The sequence below is a fragment of the Chromobacterium sp. LK1 genome, assembly GCF_001043555.1.
Classification (GTDB): Bacteria; Pseudomonadota; Gammaproteobacteria; order Burkholderiales; family Chromobacteriaceae; genus Chromobacterium; species Chromobacterium aquaticum.
This window is the reverse complement of record NZ_LDUI01000018.1, coordinates 160,950-179,467: the sequence shown is the minus strand read 5'-3', so window position 1 is coordinate 179,467 and position 18,518 is coordinate 160,950. Positions and strand designations below refer to the sequence as shown.

Below are 18,518 nucleotides of genomic sequence, written 5' to 3'. Positions count from 1 at the left end.
ACGCCGCCCGGCCTCAAAAGCGCTCATCCAGGATCGCGGGCAGGATGATTTCCCGCGCGAAGGAGGCATCGGACAAGTTCAGCAAGGCGCGCGTCAGGCTCACCACATCATGCAAGGGAATCAGCTGGCCGGCGCCGCGCTCGGCCGCTTGCGCGCGCGGCACGGACAAATCGTCCTCGGTGTTAAGGTAGCCCAATTGCAGGCAGGTCACGGCCAGACGCTGGGCGCGATATTCTTCGCGCAGCGCGTCGGCCATGCCGCTCAAGGCGAACTTGCTGGCGGCGAAAGCCACCTCGGGCCGGCCGCTGCGCGGCAGCGCCGATGTCGATCCGGTCAAGAACAACTGCGGCTTGGCCGCGCCCGACATGCGCGGCAGCACATGCTTGAGCAGCAGGATGGTCGCCGTGATATTGACCTGCACCACCTCCATCAGCTCCAGGTCCGAGCAATGGGAAAACGCATAGGACGGCTCGAACGCCTTCCGCTCCCAGATGCCCACATTGCACATCACCACGTCCAGCCGTTCCGGCAACGCGCTCATCACCTGTCGCACCGCCTGGGTCGGATTCGACAAATCGGCTTCGATCCAGTCCAAAGCCACGCCAGCCGGCGGCTTCAAACCTTCCGGTCTACGCCTGGAGATGCCGATCACGCGATCGCCCTCCTGCCCCAATCCTTCCACAAAAGCCTTGCCAAGGCCCCGGCTCGCTCCAATGATCAGTATATTCACGGCCTCTCCCGTTTGAGCAGATTCTGCGCGGCGCTTCCGCAGCAGTACCAGGCCAGAAGGATAACCGATTCGTCAGATTTGTCGGCCATGCCGGCAAAGGGGATAATCCCTGCCCGAACACCCGCATTCAAGGCCAGACACAATGAGCGACACCGCAATCCGACTTTCAAAACGCATGGTGGAACTGGGCTTGTGCACGCGGCGCGAAGCCGATGCCTGCATCGAGCAGGGCCTGGTGAAAGTGGACGGCCGGATCGTCACCGCGCTGGGCAGCCGGGTGGAGCCGCAGCAGTGCGTCGAACTCTTGGGCCGGCCCGACGCGCAACGCGACGCGGCAATCACCTTGCTGCTGCACAAGCCGGCCGACGCCGAGCCGCTGACGCTGCTGGGGCCGGACAGCCAGATGCCCGGCGATGTCAGCGGCCTGAGCTGGCTGCCGCGCCATCGCCAGCATCTGCAAGGTTTCGGCGCGATGGCCGAGCATGCCCACGGCTTGGTGGCGCTGACCCAGGACCGCAAGCTGGCGCAGCGGCTGGCCGATTGCCAGCTGGAGTTCCTGATCAATGTCGACGCCGCGCCTTCCGCCGCAGATCTACAGCAACGGCAGAACGGCCTGCGCCCCGGCGGCAAGCCTCCACGCGATCTCAAGATTTCGCGCCAGAGCGACCGCCAGCTGCGCTTGGTGTTGCCGGCGCGCGACGCGCGCTGGTTGGACGATATCTGCGCCGGCCTCGGCGTCAGCCCGCTGGCGCTGCGCTGCATCCGCATCGGCCGGCTGGCGATAGGCCAGTTGACCGCCGGGCAATGGCGCTATGTGCCGGACTTCGAGCGTTTCTGAGAACCGATTCAAAGTCTGCTGCGCTGTTGAAAACGGCGTCGAAATGCTCATGTACCGCCTGTACATTCCGCTCCCTCGGCTGTTTTTGCCTTGTCTCGCTCTTGCTCGCTAGATCGTGAACCGGTTCTGCGAGCTTAGTTTCATGCCCAGCGCCAGCGCCGCCGCCGCATTGCGCGCGGCGCGGCGCACATTGTCGCCCGCCTCGGCCAGCGCCTGTTCCACGCTGCAAGGCCGGCTGACCGCGGCGAACACCGCGTCCAGCCCATGCGCATGGGTCAGCTCGCTGCCGGCGCCCAAACAACCTCCAATCGCCAACACCGGCACGCCATAACGCCGGGCGACGCGGGCGACGCCGATAGGGGTTTTGCCCTGCACGCTCTGGCCATCGATACGGCCTTCGCCGGTCACCGCCAGATCGGCGTCGGCCAGCGACGCGTCCAGGCCCACCGCCTCGGCGACGATGGCGCTGCCGGAGCGTAGCTGCCCGCCCAAGCAGGCCAACAGCGCGGCGCCCATGCCGCCGGCGGCCCCGGCTCCCGCCACCTCCGTCACCGCCACGCCCGCCTCGTGTTCCAGGCGGGCGGCGAAATGCGCCAGCGCCGCGTCCAGCTCGGCCACCATCGCCGGGGTCGCGCCCTTCTGCGGCCCAAAGACAGCCGACGCGCCGCGCGGCCCGGTCAGAGGGTTGTCGACGTCGCAGGCCACGTCGATGCGGCAGCCGGCCAAACGCGGTTCCAGGCCGGACAAATCCAGCCGCGCCAACCGCGCCAGCGCCGCGCCGCCCGGCGGCAGCTCCCGCCCGTCCGCGTCCAGCAGCCGCGCGCCCAGCGCCTGCAGCATGCCGGCGCCGCCGTCATTGGTGGCGCTGCCGCCTATCCCCAGCACGAAGCGGCGCGCGCCGGCGTCCAGCGCCGCGCGTATCAGTTCTCCGGTGCCGTGGCTGCCGGTCAACAAGGGATTGCGCCGCGCCGTCGGCACCAGCGCCAGACCGCTGGCGGCGGCCATCTCGATCACCGCGACGCCGTCCACGGTCAAACCGTAACGCGCGGACACCGCCTCGCCCAACGGGCCTCGCACCAGCGCTTCGCGCCACTGCCCCCCCAAGGCGTCCAGCATCGCCTGCACCGTGCCCTCGCCGCCATCCGCCATCGGCAGCTTGCAATAGCGGGCAGCGGGAAATATTTCGCGGAAACCGTCCTCGATCGCCTGGGCCACGTGCAGCGCGCTCAGGCTTTCCTTGTAGGAGTCCGGGGCTATGACGATTTTCATGCGGTTTTCAATCACAGAAGATGACAAGAGCAAGATATTAGCGATTGACCAGCCGCGGCGGAATCCTCAGCACCAGCAGCGCGCCCGCCAGCATCACGCCGGACAGGATGTACAGCGCCGGATCGGTGCTGTGGGTCAAGTCCTTGATCCAGCCAACCAGAAAGGGGCTGACGAAGCCGGCCACCTGGCCCAGGGAGTTGATCAACGCCAGCCCGCCGGCGGCGGCGGCGCTGCCCAGGAAGGCGGTGGGCAACGGCCAGAACATCGACAGGCCGGCGAGCGCGCCCATGGTGGCCAGGGTCAGGCCCAGCATGGACAACCAGACCACGCCGCCGCTATTGGCCGCCAGCAGCAAGCCGGCCACGCCCATCAACAGCGGCAACACCACGTGCCAGCGGCGCTCGCCGCGCCGGTCGCCGGAACGGCCGACCCAGACCATGAAGAAGCAGGCGGCCAGATATGGCAGCGCGCTGAGCCAGCCGATGGCGCCGGCGTTCTGAAAGCCCAAGCCCTTGATGATGGATGGCAGCCAGAAGTTGATCGCGTACACCCCCATCTGGATGGCGAAGTAGATCGCGCCCAACATCCATACATTGACATTGCCCAGCACGCTGGCGAAAGACTGCTCCATCGGACGTTGCGCCGCGCGCCGCGCCTCGTCGTCGATCAGCGCCTGCTGCATCGCCGTCTTTTCTTCCGCGCTCAGCCAGCGCGCCTGGGCGATGCCGTCGTTCAGATAGAAATACACGCCCAGACCCAGCAATACCGTGGGCAGGCCTTGCAGCAGGAACAACCACTGCCAGCCGGCCAGGCCGCCCTGGCCGGCGGCGAAATGCTGCAGCATCCAGCCGGACAGCGGGCCGCCCAGCACGCCGGACACCGGGATCGCCGACATGAACAAGGCCATCACCTGGCCGCGCTTGTCAGCGGGGAACCAGCGGGTGAAATACAGCACGATGCCGGGGAAGAAGCCGGCCTCGGCCACGCCGGTGAAAAAGCGTAGCGTATAGAAGGACTGCGGCGTGGAGACGAACATCAGGCAGGCGGACAGCGCGCCCCACACCAGCATCAGCAAGGCGATCCAGCGCCGCGCGCCCACCTTGTGCAGCATCAGATTGCTGGGCACGCCGCACAAGACGTAGCCGATGAAGAAAATGCCGGCGCCCAGGCCGTAGACCGTCTCGCTCAGGCCCAGCGCGTCCAGCATCTCCAGCTTGGCGAAGCCGACGTTGACGCGGTCCAGGTAATTGAACAGATAACAGACAAAAATGAAGGGAATCAGCCGCCACACGGCTTTTTTGTAAGCACCGTCCAGAATGTCCTGCCGCGGCGCGTTCAGGGTTTCGCTAGGGTTCAAATCCATCTCCTCCGCGCGCGGGGGCCTTCCCTCCGGCGCATCTCCTTGGTTCTGATGAATATTGTTTTTGTATTGTGCCGCCCATTCTGGTCAGCGCCGCCGGAAAATTCTTCATGCAAACATCTGGTTTATGCACTGGGATTGCCGGAATATATTATGCAAACGCACAAAACCGGGAAGCGCCATGCCCATTCTGACCGCCGAACTCGCGCAGGACATCGTTAGCCGCACCATGCGCATCATCCCCTTCAATGTGAACGTGATGGACGCCCAAGGCGCGATTCTGGGCAGCGGCGACGCTGGCCGGCTGGGCCAGTTGCACGACGGCGCGCTGCTGGCGCTGGCACAGCGGCGCACGGTGGAGATAGACGAGGCCACCGCCGGCAAGCTGCATAGCTCGCGCCCCGGCATCAATCTGCCCTTGCAGGTGGACGGCCGCATCGCCGGCGTGGTCGGCCTGACCGGCCAGCCGGAGCAGGTGCGCCAGTTCGGCGAACTGGTGCGGCTGACCGCCGAGATGATTCTGGAACAAGCGCAGTTGCAGCGGGCGCTGCAACACGACGCGCGCCAGCGCGAGGCTTTCGTGTTGGAGTGGATACGCGAGGAATCCGACGCGGCGCTGGATGCTTGGGCGCAGCGGCTGGGGCTGCGGCTGGATCAGAACCACGTGGCGCTGAGCCTGCAGCTGGATGCGACGGACTTGGCCGCGGACCAGGCCCAGGCGGCGCTGCAGCAGTTGCAGGCGGCGCTGGCGACGCGCTGGCCACGGCTGCTGAGCGCGGTCGCGGCTCCGTACGAGTTGGTCTTGGTGGAGGCTTGCTCAGAAGACGGCGAGGCCGAAGGCGGAACGCAGCTGCGCCGCCGGCTGCACGCGCTCAACGCCTGGCTGGAACAGGCGGACACGCCGGACTACCACTTGGGCATGGGCATTGCGCTGCCAGGCCGCGATGGCGCCGCCCAATCCTGCCGCAGCGCGCGCGCCGCCGCGCGCATCGGCCGGCAGCGGCAGCCGGAACGGCGGGCGCACAGCTATTACGAACTGATGCTACCGGTGCTGTTGTCCGATCTCAATCACGGCTGGCAGGCGCAGCAACTGCGTCTGCCGCTGCGACGGCTGGAGCATGCCGGCAAAAGCGGGCTGCGCCGCACCGCCGAAGCCTGGTTCGCCCACCAGTCCCATCCCGGCGCCACCGCGCGGGCGCTGCACATCCACCGCAACACGCTCGACTACCGGCTGGCCCGCATCGCCGAAATCACCGGCCTGGATCTGCAACGCCACGAGGACCGCTTCCGGCTTTACATCGCGCTGTTGCTGGGCTGAAGAAACTCAGTCGCCGCCGGCATCGGCTTCGGGCTGCCGGCCTATGCGCTTGAGCCGCGCGGGCTTGGCGCCCTGCTGCGCCAGCGCGATTTCCAATAGGGTTTCCAGACGAATCACGCGCTCGGTCAGGCTTTCGATCTTGGCCTGCTGGCTTTTCATCGCTCCGGCCATGCGCTCCACCTTATCGTTCATCTTGATCACGGTGGTCAGCGCGTCCCACATCTTGTCAGCCACCCCCATCACGCCACCCGCTTGCCACTGGCGCGCGCTTCCATGACGGCGATGCGGCGGTTGGAGGCCTCGACATAGCTCAAGGTCTCGTCGATGGCGGCGCTGGCTTGCGCGGTGGTTTTCTCCATCTGCGCAATCATCGCGGCCAGCAGCGCATCGTCGTCCCCGGGCCGGAAAGCGTCGGCGGCACGGCGCATGAACTCCCCCACCGGCAGGCCAGCGGCCTCGGCCAGCGCCTTGTAGCGCTTCTTGTCCTCCGCGGTGACCAGCACCGGAATCCGTTCCGTCGTCATTGCCGTAAACCTCCCTGATAGATGGTCATGTGCAGCACATGACCATCATAAACAGCGCCCCTCGCCGCGGCAAGCCTCCGGCGGCGGCGGCGCTGGATGCGCTACACTAGCGCTTTTCCCCAGAATTCGCCGCCATGACGCGAACAAGCACCCTCTCCCGCCGGCTGGCCTGGACCGCCGCCGCCGGCTGCCTTGGCTACTATCTGCTGCTGGCGCTGCGCCCGGCCTGGCTGGAAGCCAAGCTGGGCGGCTGGCCGGCATCCGTCCTGCTGGCGCTGGCCATGTTCCTGCTGTTCTTCCTGCTGGCCGCCGGCTATGCGCTGGCCGCCGGCCGCGCCGACGATGCGGAGCGTTCATGAGCCACGCTTCCGCCTTTTTCCTATTATTCGCGCTGCTGACGCTGGCCATCACCGCCGCCGCCGCGCGGCGCACCACCTCGGCCGGCGATTTCTACACCGCCGGCGGCCGTATCCGCGGCTGGCAGAACGGCCTGGCGCTGGCCGGCGACTACCTGTCGGCGGCGGCCTTCCTCGGCGCGGCCGGCATGTATCTGTCCCAGGGCTACGATTCGCTGGCCTATGCCGTTGGTACCCTGGCCGGCTGGCCGCTCTTGCTGTTGTTGCTGGCGGAGAAACTGCGTGGCAGCGGCTGCTATACCGCCGCCGCGGTGCTCAGCCGCCGCTTCAACCATGACGGCGTGCGGCTGGCCGCCAGTGTCAACTCGCTGACGGTGACGCTGTTCTATCTGATCGTGCAGATGGTGGGCGCGGGCAAATTGATCGAGTTGCTGTTTGGCCTGCCCTATCTGGCCGCGGTGAGCCTGGTCGGCGCGCTGATGGTGCTCTACGTGGCCTTGGGCGGCATGTTGGCCACCACCTGGGTGCAGATGGTCAAGGCGGTGCTGATGTGCGGCTGCGCGCTGTTGCTGGCCGGCGGCGTGCTGGCGCGCTTCGGCGGCGATCCGGCGCGGCTGTTCGCCGCCGCCGAGGCGCTGCGCGGACCGCAAGCCTTCCTGCCCAGCCCGGCGCTGAGCGATCCGCTGGAAGTGCTGTCGCTGGGCCTGGGCCTTTGCCTGGGCCTGCTGGGCCTGCCCCATGTGCTGATGCGCTTCTTCACCGTGCCGGACCGCCGCGCCGCGCGCCAGTCCGCCTGCTTCGCCACCGGCCTGATCGCGCTGTTCTTCGCCGTCAACATCATCATCGGCTACGGCGCGTTGGCGCTGGTGGGGCCGGAACCCAGCTTCCACGACGCCGCCGGCAAGCTGCTGGGCGGCGGCAATATGGCAGCCATCCACCTGGCCACCTTATTGGGCGGCCCGGCCTGGCAGGGCCTGGTGGCGGCGGTGGCCTTCGCCACCATCCTGGCGGTGGTATCCGGCCTGGCTATGGCCGGCGCCAGCGCCATCAGCCACGATCTCTACGCCGCCTGGTGGCGGCGCGGCCGCGCCGACGCCAACGCCGAGCTACGGGTGTCGCGGCTGGCCACCGTCGGCCTGGGCCTGCTGGCGCTGCTGCTGTCCACGCTGTTCCAACAGCAGAACATCGCCTTCCTGATGGGCCTGGCCTTCGCCATCGCCGCCTCGGCCAATTTTCCGGTGCTACTGCTCGCCCTGCACTGGCCCGGCCTCAGCGCGCGCGGCGCGCTGTGGGGTAGCCTGGGCGGCCTGGCCGCGGCAGCGGCGCTGATCGTGGCCGGCCCAGCGGTATGGGTGGGCGTGCTGGGCCACGCCAAACCGCTGTTTCCCTACGCCAACCCGGCCCTGTTCTCGGTGCCGCTGGCCTTTGCGCTGGCTTGGCTGGGTTCGCGCCGCGGCGCAACGGCGGTATCATCGGCTAGCGAAACTTCTCACCGACCCTGACACTCAATGACCACACTGACTCTTTACGGCAACCGCTTGTCCGGCCACAGCTATAAAGTGCGCCTGGCGCTGATGCTGGCCGATGTTTCCCATGATTACGTCCACGTGGACCTGGCCGTGCCGCGCGAGCAGCGCCCGGAGGATTTCCGAGCCGCCAGCCGCTTCGGCGAAGTGCCGGTGCTGGTGGCCGACGGCACCGCGCTGTGCCAATCCAACGCCATCCTGCAATGGCTGGCCAATAATTTCGGCCAGCTCAGCGGCGAGCACGGCAGCCGCGAGACCGTGCGCGAATGGCTGAGTTGGGAAGCCAACCGTGTCGGCTTGTCGGTGCCCAATCTGCGTTGGTCGCGGCTGAACCGGCTGCCTCAGCCGGAGGTGGAAGCCTGGCTGGAACAACGCGCGCGCGCCGATCTGGACACCCTGAACGCCGCGCTGGCCGAACAGCCTTACCTGGCCGGCCAGCGCCTGAGCATCGCCGACCTCTCCGCCAGCGCCTATCTGTGGTGGCTGGCCGACGCTGGCCTGGCCATCGCCGACTGGCCTCAGGTCCAGGCCTGGCTGGAGCGCATCGCCCAGCAGCCGGGCTGGCAGCACCCCGATGTGCTGATGGCGCCGGACATTCCCGACTAAGCCCCCACGGAGCCCCGCCCATGTCCTCCCGTCCTGATTGCATCAAACACTGGAGCGAGCTGATCGAGCCCGGTTCGCAAAGCTATCCCGACAGCCGGGAACCGCTGGCGCGCGGCGCGGCGCTGGGCAAGCATTACGGCTTCGCCCGCCTCGGCATCCATCATGAACTGCTGGAGCCGGGCCAACGCACCAGCTGGCCGCACGCGGAAAAAACCGAGGACGAATTCGTCCACGTGCTGGAGGGCGAGCCCGACGTCTGGCTGGACGGCGCGCTGCACCGGTTGCGGCCCGGCGACTCGGTCGGCTTCAAGGCCGGCAGCGGCCTGGCCCACACCTTCATCAACAATAGCGATAGCCCAGTGCGCCTGCTCTGCGTCGGCGACGTCAACCGCGACGACAACCAGGTGCACTATCCGCTGCATCCTGCGCGCAACGCCGCCATCGGCGATCTGCACTGGAGCAACGCGCCGGAACGGCCGCTGAGCGATCACGACGGTCTGCCCGATCTGCTGCGCGCGGCCGGAGGCCCTTTCTGACATGGACGACTTTCTCCAAGCCGCGGCCTCCCTGATCGGCCCAGCCCACCTGCTGACCGAAGCCGCCGACACCGCGCCCTACACGCTGGACTGGCGCCGCCGCTATCAAGGCCGCCCGCTGGCGGTGGCGCTGCCCGGCAGCGCCGCCGAGGTGGCCGAGTTGGTCAAGCTCTGCCGCCGCCACCAAGTGGCTATCGTGCCGCAAGGCGGCAACACCTCCACTTGCGGCGCGGCCACGCCGGACGCCAGTGGCCGCCAACTGGTGGTGGCGATGCGACGGCTGCGCGCGGTGCGCCAGCTGGACGCGGACAACAACGCCATCACCGTGGAAGCCGGCGCGACGCTGCGCGAGGTGCAGCTGGCGGCGGAACAGGCCGGACGGCTGTTTCCGCTGTCGCTGGCCTCGGAAGGCAGCTGTCAGATCGGCGGCAATCTGTCCACCAATGCCGGCGGCGTCGCGGTGCTGCGCTACGGCACCATGCGCGAACTGACGCTGGGCCTGGAAGTGGTGCTGCCGGACGGCCGAGTGCTGGATGCGCTGGCCGGCCTGCGCAAGGACACCACCGGCCTGGATCTCAAGCAATGGTTCATCGGCGCCGAAGGACAGCTGGGCCTGATCACCGCCGCCACGCTGAAACTGTTTCCGCTGCCCAGCGCCCGCGCCACCGCGCTGATCGGCGTGGACGACATCGACACCGCCATCGCCTGGCTCAACGGCCTGCGCCAGCGCTTCGACGACCGTCTCACCGCCTTCGAGGTGATCGAGGCCGATTGCCAGCAGGCGATCGCGCGCCATCGTCCCGGCCAATTACCGTTCACCGCGCCATGGCTGTTGTTGATCGAGCTGTCCGACGGCGGCGACGCCGCCGCGTTGAACGAGGCGCTGCTGGACTGGCTGGCCGGGCAGAACCCGCGCGACGGCGTGGTGGCGCAAAGCGAGACCGAGCGACGCAAGCTGTGGCTGCTGCGCGAGGAGATTTCGGAAATCCAGAAACTGGACGGACCCAGCATCAAGCACGACATCGCGGTGCCGACCTCGGCGCTGCCGCAATTGGTGCGCGACTGCGGCGCCGCGCTGCGTCGGGCTTATCCCGGCGTGCGCATCGTCGCCTTCGGCCACGCCGGCGACGGCAATCTGCATTACAACATCAGCTATACCCGGCCCGGCAACGTCGATCTGTTCGAAGACGAAGCCGCGGTCAACGCCATCGTCTACGACCACGTCTACCGCCTGGGCGGCACGCTGGCGGCCGAACACGGCATAGGCCAGCTCAAGCCGCAATGGCTAGAGCGCTACAAGGACCCGCTGGCGCTGGAACTGATGCGCACGCTCAAGGCCGCGCTGGACCCGGAGCGCTTGATGAATCCGGGCAAGTGGCTGTGATCGATCTCCCTGTCGCACTCAGCCGCTGAGGTCCAGGCAGTCCGGCAGCGAGTTCGCCAGGCGAGCCAGCGTTTCCGTCCAATCCCCCGGCTCGCGTTGGCGGAACAGGCGATGCCGCGGATACCAGGGCGTGGTTTCGCTCCCCAACCCCCAGCGCCAGTCGGTGTGCCGCGCCGACAGCAGCAAGGCGCAGGGCAAGCCCAGCGCGCCGGCCAAGTGGCCGAAGGCGGTGTCCACCGTCACCAGTCCGTCCAGTTCCGCCAGCAAGGCGGCACTGGCGGAGAAATCCGCCAGCTCATCACCCAGGGCCGGCACGCCGCGCGCGCGCAGCCAGTCGCGCTCAGCCTCGTTCAACTCCGGCTGCAAGGCCAGCCACTGAACACCGGGCAAGGCCAGCAAGGGAAGCAGCATCTCCAGATCCGGCAAGGAGCGGCAATGATCAAACTCATGCTCCGGCCGGCCGCGCCACACCAGTCCCAGTTTGCGGCCGCTGCTTGGCAAGCGCGCGCGCCAGACGGCGCGGCCGGCGGCTTCGGCGCGCAGATAGGCCGGCTCCGGCGCGGGCTCCGGCTGCAACAGGCCTGGCAAGCTCATCGAAAACACATGGCAGTCGTGTTCCGGCCACGGTCCCGCCAGATCCACCAACGGCAGCCACTCCACCGGCCAGCCCTGCGCTTGCAGCAAGGGCAGCAGCACAGGCCGGCAGGCGGCGATCATGCGTCCGGGGCCGCGTCGCAGCAGTTCCGGCAAATAGCGCGCCATTTGCAGCGCGTCGCCATAGCCTTGCTCCAAGCACAGCAGCAGGCTGCGGCCGGCCAGTCCCTCCCCGAGCCAGCACGGCGATGGTGGCGTGGGCAGCGGCATCGTCTCCAGCCGCGCCTCGTGCAGCGGCCAGCCCTCGTCCCAACGTCCCTGGGTCAGCAGCAAATAGCCCAGATTGCGGCGCAGTCCGGCGTGCAGCGGCTGAGCGTCCAGCCCGGCGCGCAGCGTCACCTCGGCCTCTTCCCAGCCGCCTTGCTGCGCCAGGATCAAGGCCAGGTGCTGATGCGCGTCGGCGTCGGCGGGCGCCAGCGACAGCTCACGGCGCGCCAGCGGCTCCGCCTCCGCGCTGCGCCCCTGCCGCCACAAACACAGGGCCAGATTGCCCAGCACCTGCGCCTGCCGCGGCGCCCGCTCCGCCGCCGCGCCCAGACAAGCCTCGGCCTCGGCCCAACGCCGCTGCAGCTGCAACAGCAAGCCCAGATTGCTCAAGACGCCGACATGGTCGGCATCCTGAGTCAAGGCGCGACGCAACAGCGTCTCCGCCTCGGCGTGCTCGCCGCGCTCGGCCAGCCGCTGTCCCAGCAGATTGAGCGTGTCGACATCATCCGGCGCGAGCGCCAATGCGCGGCGCAGCCAAACCTCGGCCTGCTCCGGCTGCCGCTGGTACAACAAACGCCCCAGATTGAAGCTGTGGGCGGCGGATTGCGGCTGCAGCCGCAAGGCCTGCCGATATTGCGCCTCGGCCTCGTCCAGTCGTTCCGCCTCCTCCAGCAGCACGCCCAGATTGCCATGGCAGGCGGCGTGTTCCGGACGCTGCTCCAGTTCGGCGCGGTAATGCGCCTCCGCCTGCGCCGCCTGGCCCTGGCTCATCAGGCAGCGCCCCAGATTGTAGTTGGCGTCCGGCGTACGCGGATCGCAGTGCAGCGCCTGGCGCCAGCATTGCTCGGCCAGCGCCAATTGCTCCAGCCGCGCGGCGCAAACGCCCAGCAGATTCCACAGCTCGGCATTGTCCGGCTGGGCTTGCAGGCCGCTTTGCGCGGCCAATAGCGCGCCGCTGACATCGCCGGCGGCCAGCAAGGCGCCGGCGCGCAAGGCGTCGGGGGTCAAATCGGTCATAAGCTCTCGGCGCCCGGAACGCATCCGGGCCGGACACATCCTGATAAGCGCTTTTTGAAATCAGCGAAATATCGTCTCCCGCATAGTAACCAGCATTCTCTCTTCATGAAATGCCATCCGCCATGCCTAGCCTGAATCTGCTCCAAGCCCTGCGGCCGTCCAACTGGATGCGCAGCTCCGACGCGCGCCCAAGCGCCACCGCCCATGACGGCCCCGTCGCCGGCAGCGCGCCGGCGCCGCGCAAGCTCAGCGCCGCCGACATCCAGCGCGTGGCCCCCGACGGCGGCTGGCTCAGCCACCTGAGCCAGCACGCGCAAGCGCCCCAGGCGTCCTCGCGTTCGCTGCACGGCTTGTACGCGCTGCAAAGCCACAAACTGGAAGCCGCCCACCTGGCCTTGCATGGATTCGGCCTGGGGGACAGCGCCGAGGCCAAGACCTTGCACGCGATGGCCGAGCAATTGCAGGCCGCCCGCTTCAAGCCAGACCGCGCGGTGCAGCCGCGGGAAATGGCCTCCAATTCACAGCTGAGCCGCGATGTGAGGACAGTGATCGCCACGGCGCTGACCCGGGCCGGCCTGCCGGCCAAGCTGGCGCAGCGCGAAGCCAAAGCCTCATTGCAGCAGGCCAGCACCCGCTTGTTGAACCAGCGCCCGTGGCAGACGGTGGAAACCCGCCTGCAACACAATGGGCGCGAATACAGCTGCACCCTGACTCCGGCCGGGCAAATGAAGCTGGGCGGCGCCGGCGATATCTTCCCCAACGGCTACCACGACAAGGGCGTCTGCTCGGCCTCCACCACCGAGACCAGCCACGCCGCCAATCTGTGGCTGTCCGAACTGCATAGTCCGGACGCGGACGACGCGCAGCGGACCCTGTTCAAGGGGATTCGCCACGGCATTCTGTCGCCCTATGGCGTGGAAGACGCCACGCGGCGTCAGGACGGCGCGCGCCAACGCGCGACCGAGGTCGCCACCGCCGCGCTGTTTTCGCAGCCGGACACGCTGCGACAAGCGCTGGCCGGCGATACTGTCACCCTGCGGCTGACCTCGACCGCGCTGGTCACGCCGGGCCTGGGCGGTGAAGGCGGCATGCTGCGCGATCAGATCGGCGCCTGGCGCGCGCTGAGCTCGGCGCCGCAGCCGCTGACGCTGCAAGTCAAAAACGCCGATGGCGAGCTGCAAGCCGTTCAGGTGAAGCTGGAGGTGGCCGCCTTCAATTTCGGCGTCAATGAGCTGGCGCTCAAGCTGGGCATGGGCCATGGCGAATCCGACAAGCTCAATCTGACGGCGCTGCAACAACTGTTGGGCCCGGACCTGAAGCCGGGCACGGACCCGGGCGGCTGGGTCGGCGACTACTTGGCGCAAAACCCGGACAATAGCGGCCGAGTCTGGCAGATGGCCCAACAATTAAAGGATATCTGGGCGCGGCAATCCCATCGCCGCGATGGCGGCGAGCCTTACAAGGCGGCGCAGCGGGTGGCGATGCTGGCCTTCGAGATCGGCGCGGTGCCGTGCTGGAACTGCAAGAGCGGCAAGGATCGCACCGGCATGCTGGATGCCGAGATCAAGCGCGAGGCGATCGCCCAGCATCAGGGACACGCGCCCAGCCGGCCCGAGGCCGCGCTGGATGCGGGCATGCGCGAACTATTCGGCAAGGTGCTGACCCAGGGCGGCAATTTGGAAGTGCAGGCCTACAACACCGGCGCACCCGGCAACAAGGTGATGAAGCAACTACCCCTCGGCTCGCTGCTCAATCTGTCCTACGCCCAGCGCGTCGGCGACGCTGCGGCCTGGCAGCAGGCGCAGGGCTTGTCCACCCTGCTCAAATCCTGAGGAGGCGCGCGATGAATACGCTCTTGCTCAGTTTGTACGACACCTTGGGGCTGGCACTGGACGACGAGGAGCCGGTGCTGTTCTTCGGCGACGACTTCGCGGTGCACTTCGAGGAAAGCGCCTCCGGGCTGGAAATGGTGTGCCCGCTGGGCGCGCTGCCCGCCGACGCCGGCACGCTGCAGCGCCTGCTGCAGCACAACTTCGCCAATCGGGTCACGCTGGCGGCGGACGCCGACGGCGAACTGCTGCTGGCGCTGCTGCGGCTGCCGGACGACAGTAGCGGCGCCGAGCTGCAAGCCGGGCTGGAGTTCCTGGTTGGCGCCGCCCGCGGCCTGCAGGCCGAACTGGGGCTGGGTGGCCGGTTGGATGCGCAAGCCGGCTGATCCGCCACACGTGACAACGGCCGGGGAGCATGCTCCCCGGCCGTGTTTTGCTGCGCTCGCCTTTTATAAACGGAATTTGTCGAACTCGGCGTTCATCTTGCCGGCATTGAGCGACAAGCCGGTCAAGGTGCTGCTGACATTCTGCAAGGCATCGTCGTTTTCCAGCACATGGCCATTGATCGCCTCCGAGCTTTGCGCGATCAAGGTGGTTGCCTTGTGTTGCTCGCTGGTCGAATCGGAAATCTCGTTCATCTTGGCCACCACGTCCAGCATCGACGCACGGATTTCCTCGATCTTGGCCACCGCTTCGCGCGTCAGTTCCACGCCCTCGTCCACCGCGGCCACGGTCTGGTTGACATCGCTGACCGCGCGGCCGGTTTCGTCGCGAATCGCGCTGACCATATTGGAGATTTCCAGCGTGGCCTGGGCGGTGCGTTCGGCCAGCTTGCGCACTTCGTCCGCCACCACCGCGAAGCCGCGGCCTTGTTCGCCTGCGCGCGCGGCTTCAATCGCCGCGTTCAAGGCCAAGAGATTGGTCTGATCGGCGATGTCGCGGATCACATTGGTGATGCCGGAGATTTCCTGCGAGCGCTTGTCCAGCGAGGACAACATGGTTTCCAGGCCGCGCACCGACTGCACCGTGCCCTCCATGCCGCTGGACAGACGCTGCATATTGCTGGCGCTGGCCTCCAGGCTGGCGCCGGTCAGGCTGGTCAGTTCATCGGCCTGGCGCGCGCTGTCGGCGATGTGGGAGATGGATACCGTGATCTGCTCCAGCGTGGCCGCGTTGGACGAGGACACATCGGAAATATGGCGCGAGCTGTCGGCGACGCCGGCCACCAGCTGGCTGGCGTCCTGCACCCCGCTGACCACGCCGGCGGCATCCTGCTTCAGGCCGCGGAACAGCTGGGCCAATTGCGCGACGAAGGTGTTGAAGGCGCGCGCGGTGGCGGCGATCTCATCCTGGCCGTCATCCTTCAGGCGCAAGGTCAGATCGCCTTCGCCATGAGAGATGTCTTCCATCGCGTTCTTCAAGCGCACCAGGCCGGCCAACATGCGGCCTATCACCCAGCTCGCCAGCGGAATCATCAGCACGAACACCAGCGCGGTCAGGCCGGCGATGGTGTACAGCAGCGTGGTCAGCGGCGCCAGCACGGTGGCGCGGTCAGCCACCAGGGCCATCACCCAGTTGGTGCCTGGGATTTCCTGCGCCGACAGCAGCATGCTCTGGCCGCCGATCTGCACTTCCGACGCCTGGTCGTGGCTGACGATGTCGGCCAGCCGCTCCGGCGTCAATTCCGGCGCCACCGAGGTGATCGGCTTCAAAGCCAGGTCGGTTTGCGGGTGGGCGATCACCGTGCCCTTCTTGTCCATGATGAAGGCGTAGCCATTGCCGCGCACTTTCAGACCCAGCACCGATTTCACCAGCGCCTCCACCATCACGTCGCCGCCCACCACGCCGGCGAAGGCGCCGTTGTGGCTGAACGGCGCGGAAATGGTCACCGTCAGCTTCTTAGTGGCTTCGTCCAGATAGGGATCGGTCACCACCGCCTGGCCGCTATCCTTGGCGCGCTTGTACCAGTCGCGGTCAGCCACCTTGTAATCGGCCGGCGCCACCCAGTCGTCGGAAAACAGCGAGCGGCCGTCGGCGTAGCCGGCGTAATTGACATTGAAACCGCCGGCCTTGGCGCCGGTCTTGAGGAAGCGGATAGCGTCGGATTCCGCCGCCATCGTGCTCTGCGCGACGATCTGCTGTTTCTTCTCTCCCAGCCAGGTGGTCACCACCGAGCTCTGCCCCTTGAGGCTGGCTTCGAATTCCTGGTCCAGGCCCTGCAATATTTCCGTGCGCATCTGCACGAACACGATGACGACGAGCACCAGCCCGAACACCGCCATCAGCAGCGCGTTCAGGGCGATCAGCCGACTACGAAGAGATTTCATGAACAAGTCCTTTTTCTCGCGTGATTGACAACCATGGCTCCGCTGTCGCGCGTTTCCGGCGACACTCCCCGATACCGTTGGCAGCCAATTGTTATTGTTGATTTATATCCAGCCAGTTTAACGGAAGTCACCCCTTATAAATATCAAATATGGGTACCGTTGTGACAGATTATGATTTTGTTTGATCAAACACAGGAAGGCGGGAAGACTGGCGCGCGCGGCGGGCAAAAAAAACCCCCTGCGGTTTGACAACGGCAGGGGCCAACACGAGGAAGAAACGTCGCCCGGCACGCCGGCCGACATTTCGAGGGGCTAACACCTCAAAACCATGCGGTTTTCAGTGCAGCCGCCACTGTAGCGTAATTACTCTATTCAGTCCAGCCCATTCTCCGCGGCCAGGCTCAGGAACGCCAGCGATAATCGCGGAACTGCTCGCGCAGCCGCACTTTCTGCAATTTGCCGGTGGCGGTGTGCGGCAGCTCGTCGACGAAGACCACATCGTCCGGCGTCCACCACTTGGCGATCTTGCCTTCGTAAAAACCCAGCAACTCCTCCACCGCGGCGCTGGCGCCGGGCTTGAGCACCACCACCATCAGCGGCCGTTCGTCCCATTTGGGGTGCGGAATGCCGATGGCGGCCGCCTCCGCCACCGCAGGATGGCCGACCAGGATGTTTTCCAGTTCGATGGAGCTGATCCACTCGCCGCCGGACTTGATCACGTCCTTGGTGCGGTCGGTGATGCGCATGAAGCCGTCGGCGTCTATGGTCACCACGTCGCCGGTATTGAACCAGCCATCGGCGCTGTGGCTGGCGTCCAGTTCGCGGCGGAAGTATTGCGACAGCACCCACAAGCCGCGCACCTGCAGATTGCCGAAAGCGACGCCGTCATGCGGCAACGGCTTGCCGACATCGTCGACGATGCGCAGCTCGATGCCATAGATAGGCCGCCCCTGTTTGCTGAGCAAGGCGTTGAGTCCGGCCTGGTCCAAGCCCTCGTGCTTGAGCTTGGGCGTGCCGGTGGTGCCGCAGGGCGACAGCTCGGTCATGCCCCACAACTGGCGCATTTCCACGCCGTGTTCGGCCAATTGCTCGATCATGCTTTCCGGCACCGCCGAGCCGCCGGCGATCACTCTCTTCAGCGAGCGCAGCTTCAGATGGTTTTTCTGGCAATGCTGCAACAGCATCATCCACACCGTCGGCACCCCGGCGGTGACCGTCACCTGCTCGGCCTCGATCAGCTCGTACAGATTGACGCCGTCCAGCTTGGGTCCGGGCAGCACCAGCTTGCTGCCGTTCATGGTGCAGCTATAGGGCAGGCCCCAGGCGTTGACATGGAACATCGGCACCACCGGCATCACGCAGGCGCGCGCCGAGATGTCGAAGCTGTCCGGCAAGGCGCTGCCGTAGGCGTGCAGCACGGTGGAACGATGCGAGAACAGCACGCCCTTGGGATTGCCGGTGGTGCCGGAGGTGTAGCACAGGCTGGAGGCGGCGTTTTCATCCAGCAGCGGCCATTGATATTGATCGCTGTGGCTGTTGACCAGGTCTTCGTAACACAGCAGATTGGACAGCGGCGTTTGCGCCGGCATATGCGCCTTGTCCGTCATCAATACGAAGTTTTCCACCGTGCCCAGTTGCGGGGCGATCTGCTCCACCAGCGGCAGGAAGCTCAGATCGAACATCAGCACGCGGTCTTCCGCGTGGTTGACGATCCAGGCGATCTGCTCGGCGAACAAGCGCGGATTCACCGTATGGCACACCGCGCCATAGCCAGACACCGCGAAATAGCTCTCGTAATGGCGATAGCCGTTCCACGCCAGGGTGCCGACGCAATCGCCCTGGCGCACGCCCAGCGCCGCCAGCGCATTGGCCAGCTGCCGCGCGCGCTTGGCCGCTTCACGGTAGGTGTAGCGATGGATCGGGCCTTCCACCGTGCGCGACACGATGGCGGTATCGCCATGATAGGTTTCCGCGTGGCGCAGCAGATCGGAAATCAACAGCGGCCGGTCCATCATCTGTCCGTGAAGCATGGTGTCA

Annotated in this window: 16 protein-coding genes and 1 pseudogene; 9 read left to right on the top strand and 8 right to left on the bottom strand. The window is 66.8% G+C overall.

The window, feature by feature from the left end; translation table 11 throughout:
* Positions 1–13: 13 nt before the first annotated feature.
* On the bottom strand, positions 14–730 hold the full coding sequence (locus VI26_RS09400; RefSeq protein WP_048409465.1) for an SDR family oxidoreductase: 717 nt from the start codon (positions 728–730) through the stop codon (positions 14–16).
* A 142-nt stretch (positions 731–872) separates the two neighbouring features.
* Between VI26_RS09400 and VI26_RS09395 the strand changes: the two genes are divergently transcribed.
* The gene (locus VI26_RS09395) at positions 873–1,568 is read left to right on the top strand and encodes a S4 domain-containing protein (RefSeq protein WP_048409464.1); all 696 of its coding nucleotides are present in this window, start codon (positions 873–875) and stop codon (positions 1,566–1,568) included.
* A gap of 108 nt (positions 1,569–1,676) precedes the next feature.
* Here the strand turns inward: VI26_RS09395 and VI26_RS09390 are convergent, their stop codons facing one another.
* Positions 1,677–2,837 (bottom strand): glycerate kinase, encoded by a 1,161-nt coding sequence (locus VI26_RS09390; RefSeq protein WP_048409463.1) that lies wholly within the window; start codon positions 2,835–2,837, stop codon positions 1,677–1,679.
* Between the two features lie 37 nt (positions 2,838–2,874).
* A complete protein-coding gene (locus VI26_RS09385; protein ID WP_231580991.1) occupies positions 2,875–4,194 on the bottom strand; it encodes an MFS transporter in 1,320 nt (439 codons plus the stop codon).
* 184 nt (positions 4,195–4,378) lie between these two features.
* Between VI26_RS09385 and VI26_RS09380 the strand changes: the two genes are divergently transcribed.
* Positions 4,379–5,515: a sugar diacid recognition domain-containing protein gene (locus tag VI26_RS09380; RefSeq protein ID WP_048409461.1), complete on the top strand. Its 1,137-nt coding sequence runs from the start codon at positions 4,379–4,381 to the stop codon at positions 5,513–5,515.
* 6 nt (positions 5,516–5,521) lie between these two features.
* On the opposite strand, the gene VI26_RS09375 is transcribed toward VI26_RS09380, so the two are convergent.
* Entirely contained in the window at positions 5,522–5,755 is a 234-nt protein-coding gene (locus VI26_RS09375; RefSeq protein WP_048409460.1) for a hypothetical protein, read from the bottom strand.
* Entirely contained in the window at positions 5,755–6,039 is a 285-nt protein-coding gene (locus VI26_RS09370) for a hypothetical protein (RefSeq protein ID WP_048409459.1), read from the bottom strand. Before VI26_RS09370 ends, VI26_RS09375 begins: the two co-directional genes overlap by 1 nt.
* Positions 6,040–6,167: 128 nt before the next feature.
* Between VI26_RS09370 and VI26_RS23230 the strand changes: the two are divergent.
* From VI26_RS23230 to VI26_RS09350, 5 genes and pseudogenes are all read left to right on the top strand, one after another.
* Positions 6,168–6,398, top strand: a pseudogene (locus tag VI26_RS23230) (DUF485 domain-containing protein); the annotation flags it as partial.
* Positions 6,395–7,897: a sodium/solute symporter gene (locus VI26_RS09365; RefSeq protein ID WP_053074342.1), complete on the top strand. Its 1,503-nt coding sequence runs from the start codon at positions 6,395–6,397 to the stop codon at positions 7,895–7,897. The pseudogene VI26_RS23230 and the gene VI26_RS09365, both read left to right, overlap by 4 nt.
* A 6-nt stretch (positions 7,898–7,903) precedes the next feature.
* Positions 7,904–8,527 carry a glutathione S-transferase family protein gene (locus VI26_RS09360; RefSeq protein ID WP_048409458.1) on the top strand — a complete coding sequence of 208 codons (624 nt, stop codon included), beginning with the start codon at positions 7,904–7,906 and terminating at the stop codon, positions 8,525–8,527.
* 20 nt (positions 8,528–8,547) lie between these two features.
* The gene (locus VI26_RS09355; RefSeq protein ID WP_048409457.1) at positions 8,548–9,063 is read left to right on the top strand and encodes a cupin domain-containing protein; all 516 of its coding nucleotides are present in this window, start codon (positions 8,548–8,550) and stop codon (positions 9,061–9,063) included.
* Between the two features lies 1 nt (position 9,064).
* On the top strand, positions 9,065–10,447 hold the full coding sequence (locus VI26_RS09350) for an FAD-binding oxidoreductase (protein WP_048409456.1): 1,383 nt from the start codon (positions 9,065–9,067) through the stop codon (positions 10,445–10,447).
* A gap of 18 nt (positions 10,448–10,465) precedes the next feature.
* On the opposite strand, the gene VI26_RS09345 is transcribed toward VI26_RS09350, so the two are convergent.
* Positions 10,466–12,325, bottom strand: coding sequence for a tetratricopeptide repeat protein (locus VI26_RS09345; RefSeq protein ID WP_048409455.1), 1,860 nt, complete (start codon positions 12,323–12,325; stop codon positions 10,466–10,468).
* 122 nt (positions 12,326–12,447) lie between these two features.
* On the opposite strand from VI26_RS09345, the gene VI26_RS09340 reads away from it, so the two are divergent.
* The gene (locus VI26_RS09340) at positions 12,448–14,157 is read left to right on the top strand and encodes a type III secretion system effector inositol phosphate phosphatase (protein ID WP_048409454.1); all 1,710 of its coding nucleotides are present in this window, start codon (positions 12,448–12,450) and stop codon (positions 14,155–14,157) included.
* Between the two features lie 11 nt (positions 14,158–14,168).
* Positions 14,169–14,540 carry a CesT family type III secretion system chaperone gene (locus tag VI26_RS09335; protein WP_048409453.1) on the top strand — a complete coding sequence of 124 codons (372 nt, stop codon included), beginning with the start codon at positions 14,169–14,171 and terminating at the stop codon, positions 14,538–14,540.
* A gap of 63 nt (positions 14,541–14,603) precedes the next feature.
* Here the strand turns inward: VI26_RS09335 and VI26_RS09330 are convergent, their stop codons facing one another.
* Together VI26_RS09330 and VI26_RS09325 are read right to left on the bottom strand one after the other, a co-directional pair.
* Positions 14,604–16,481: a methyl-accepting chemotaxis protein gene (locus VI26_RS09330; RefSeq protein WP_082151001.1), complete on the bottom strand. Its 1,878-nt coding sequence runs from the start codon at positions 16,479–16,481 to the stop codon at positions 14,604–14,606.
* A gap of 401 nt (positions 16,482–16,882) precedes the next feature.
* Positions 16,883–18,511, bottom strand: coding sequence for a 3-(methylthio)propionyl-CoA ligase (locus VI26_RS09325; RefSeq protein WP_082150980.1), 1,629 nt, complete (start codon positions 18,509–18,511; stop codon positions 16,883–16,885).
* Positions 18,512–18,518 lie beyond the last annotated feature (7 nt).

Bases quoted from the DNA above. Each gene is read 5' to 3' on its own strand.
- VI26_RS09330 (WP_082151001.1), bottom strand. From the start codon at position 16,481: ATGAAATCTCTTCGTAGTCGGCTGATCGCCCTGAACGCGCTGCTGATG.
- VI26_RS09335 (WP_048409453.1), top strand. From the start codon at position 14,169: ATGAATACGCTCTTGCTCAGTTTGTACGACACCTTGGGGCTGGCACTG.
- VI26_RS09350 (WP_048409456.1), top strand. From the start codon at position 9,065: ATGGACGACTTTCTCCAAGCCGCGGCCTCCCTGATCGGCCCAGCCCAC.
- VI26_RS09345 (WP_048409455.1), bottom strand. From the start codon at position 12,325: ATGACCGATTTGACCCCCGACGCCTTGCGCGCCGGCGCCTTGCTGGCC.
- VI26_RS09395 (WP_048409464.1), top strand. From the start codon at position 873: ATGAGCGACACCGCAATCCGACTTTCAAAACGCATGGTGGAACTGGGC.
- VI26_RS09365 (WP_053074342.1), top strand. From the start codon at position 6,395: ATGAGCCACGCTTCCGCCTTTTTCCTATTATTCGCGCTGCTGACGCTG.
- VI26_RS09360 (WP_048409458.1), top strand. From the start codon at position 7,904: ATGACCACACTGACTCTTTACGGCAACCGCTTGTCCGGCCACAGCTAT.
- VI26_RS09375 (WP_048409460.1), bottom strand. From the start codon at position 5,755: ATGGGGGTGGCTGACAAGATGTGGGACGCGCTGACCACCGTGATCAAG.
- VI26_RS09370 (WP_048409459.1), bottom strand. From the start codon at position 6,039: ATGACGACGGAACGGATTCCGGTGCTGGTCACCGCGGAGGACAAGAAG.
- VI26_RS09355 (WP_048409457.1), top strand. From the start codon at position 8,548: ATGTCCTCCCGTCCTGATTGCATCAAACACTGGAGCGAGCTGATCGAG.
- VI26_RS09380 (WP_048409461.1), top strand. From the start codon at position 4,379: ATGCCCATTCTGACCGCCGAACTCGCGCAGGACATCGTTAGCCGCACC.
- VI26_RS09340 (WP_048409454.1), top strand. From the start codon at position 12,448: ATGCCTAGCCTGAATCTGCTCCAAGCCCTGCGGCCGTCCAACTGGATG.
- VI26_RS09325 (WP_082150980.1), bottom strand. From the start codon at position 18,511: ATGCTTCACGGACAGATGATGGACCGGCCGCTGTTGATTTCCGATCTG.
- VI26_RS09390 (WP_048409463.1), bottom strand. From the start codon at position 2,837: ATGAAAATCGTCATAGCCCCGGACTCCTACAAGGAAAGCCTGAGCGCG.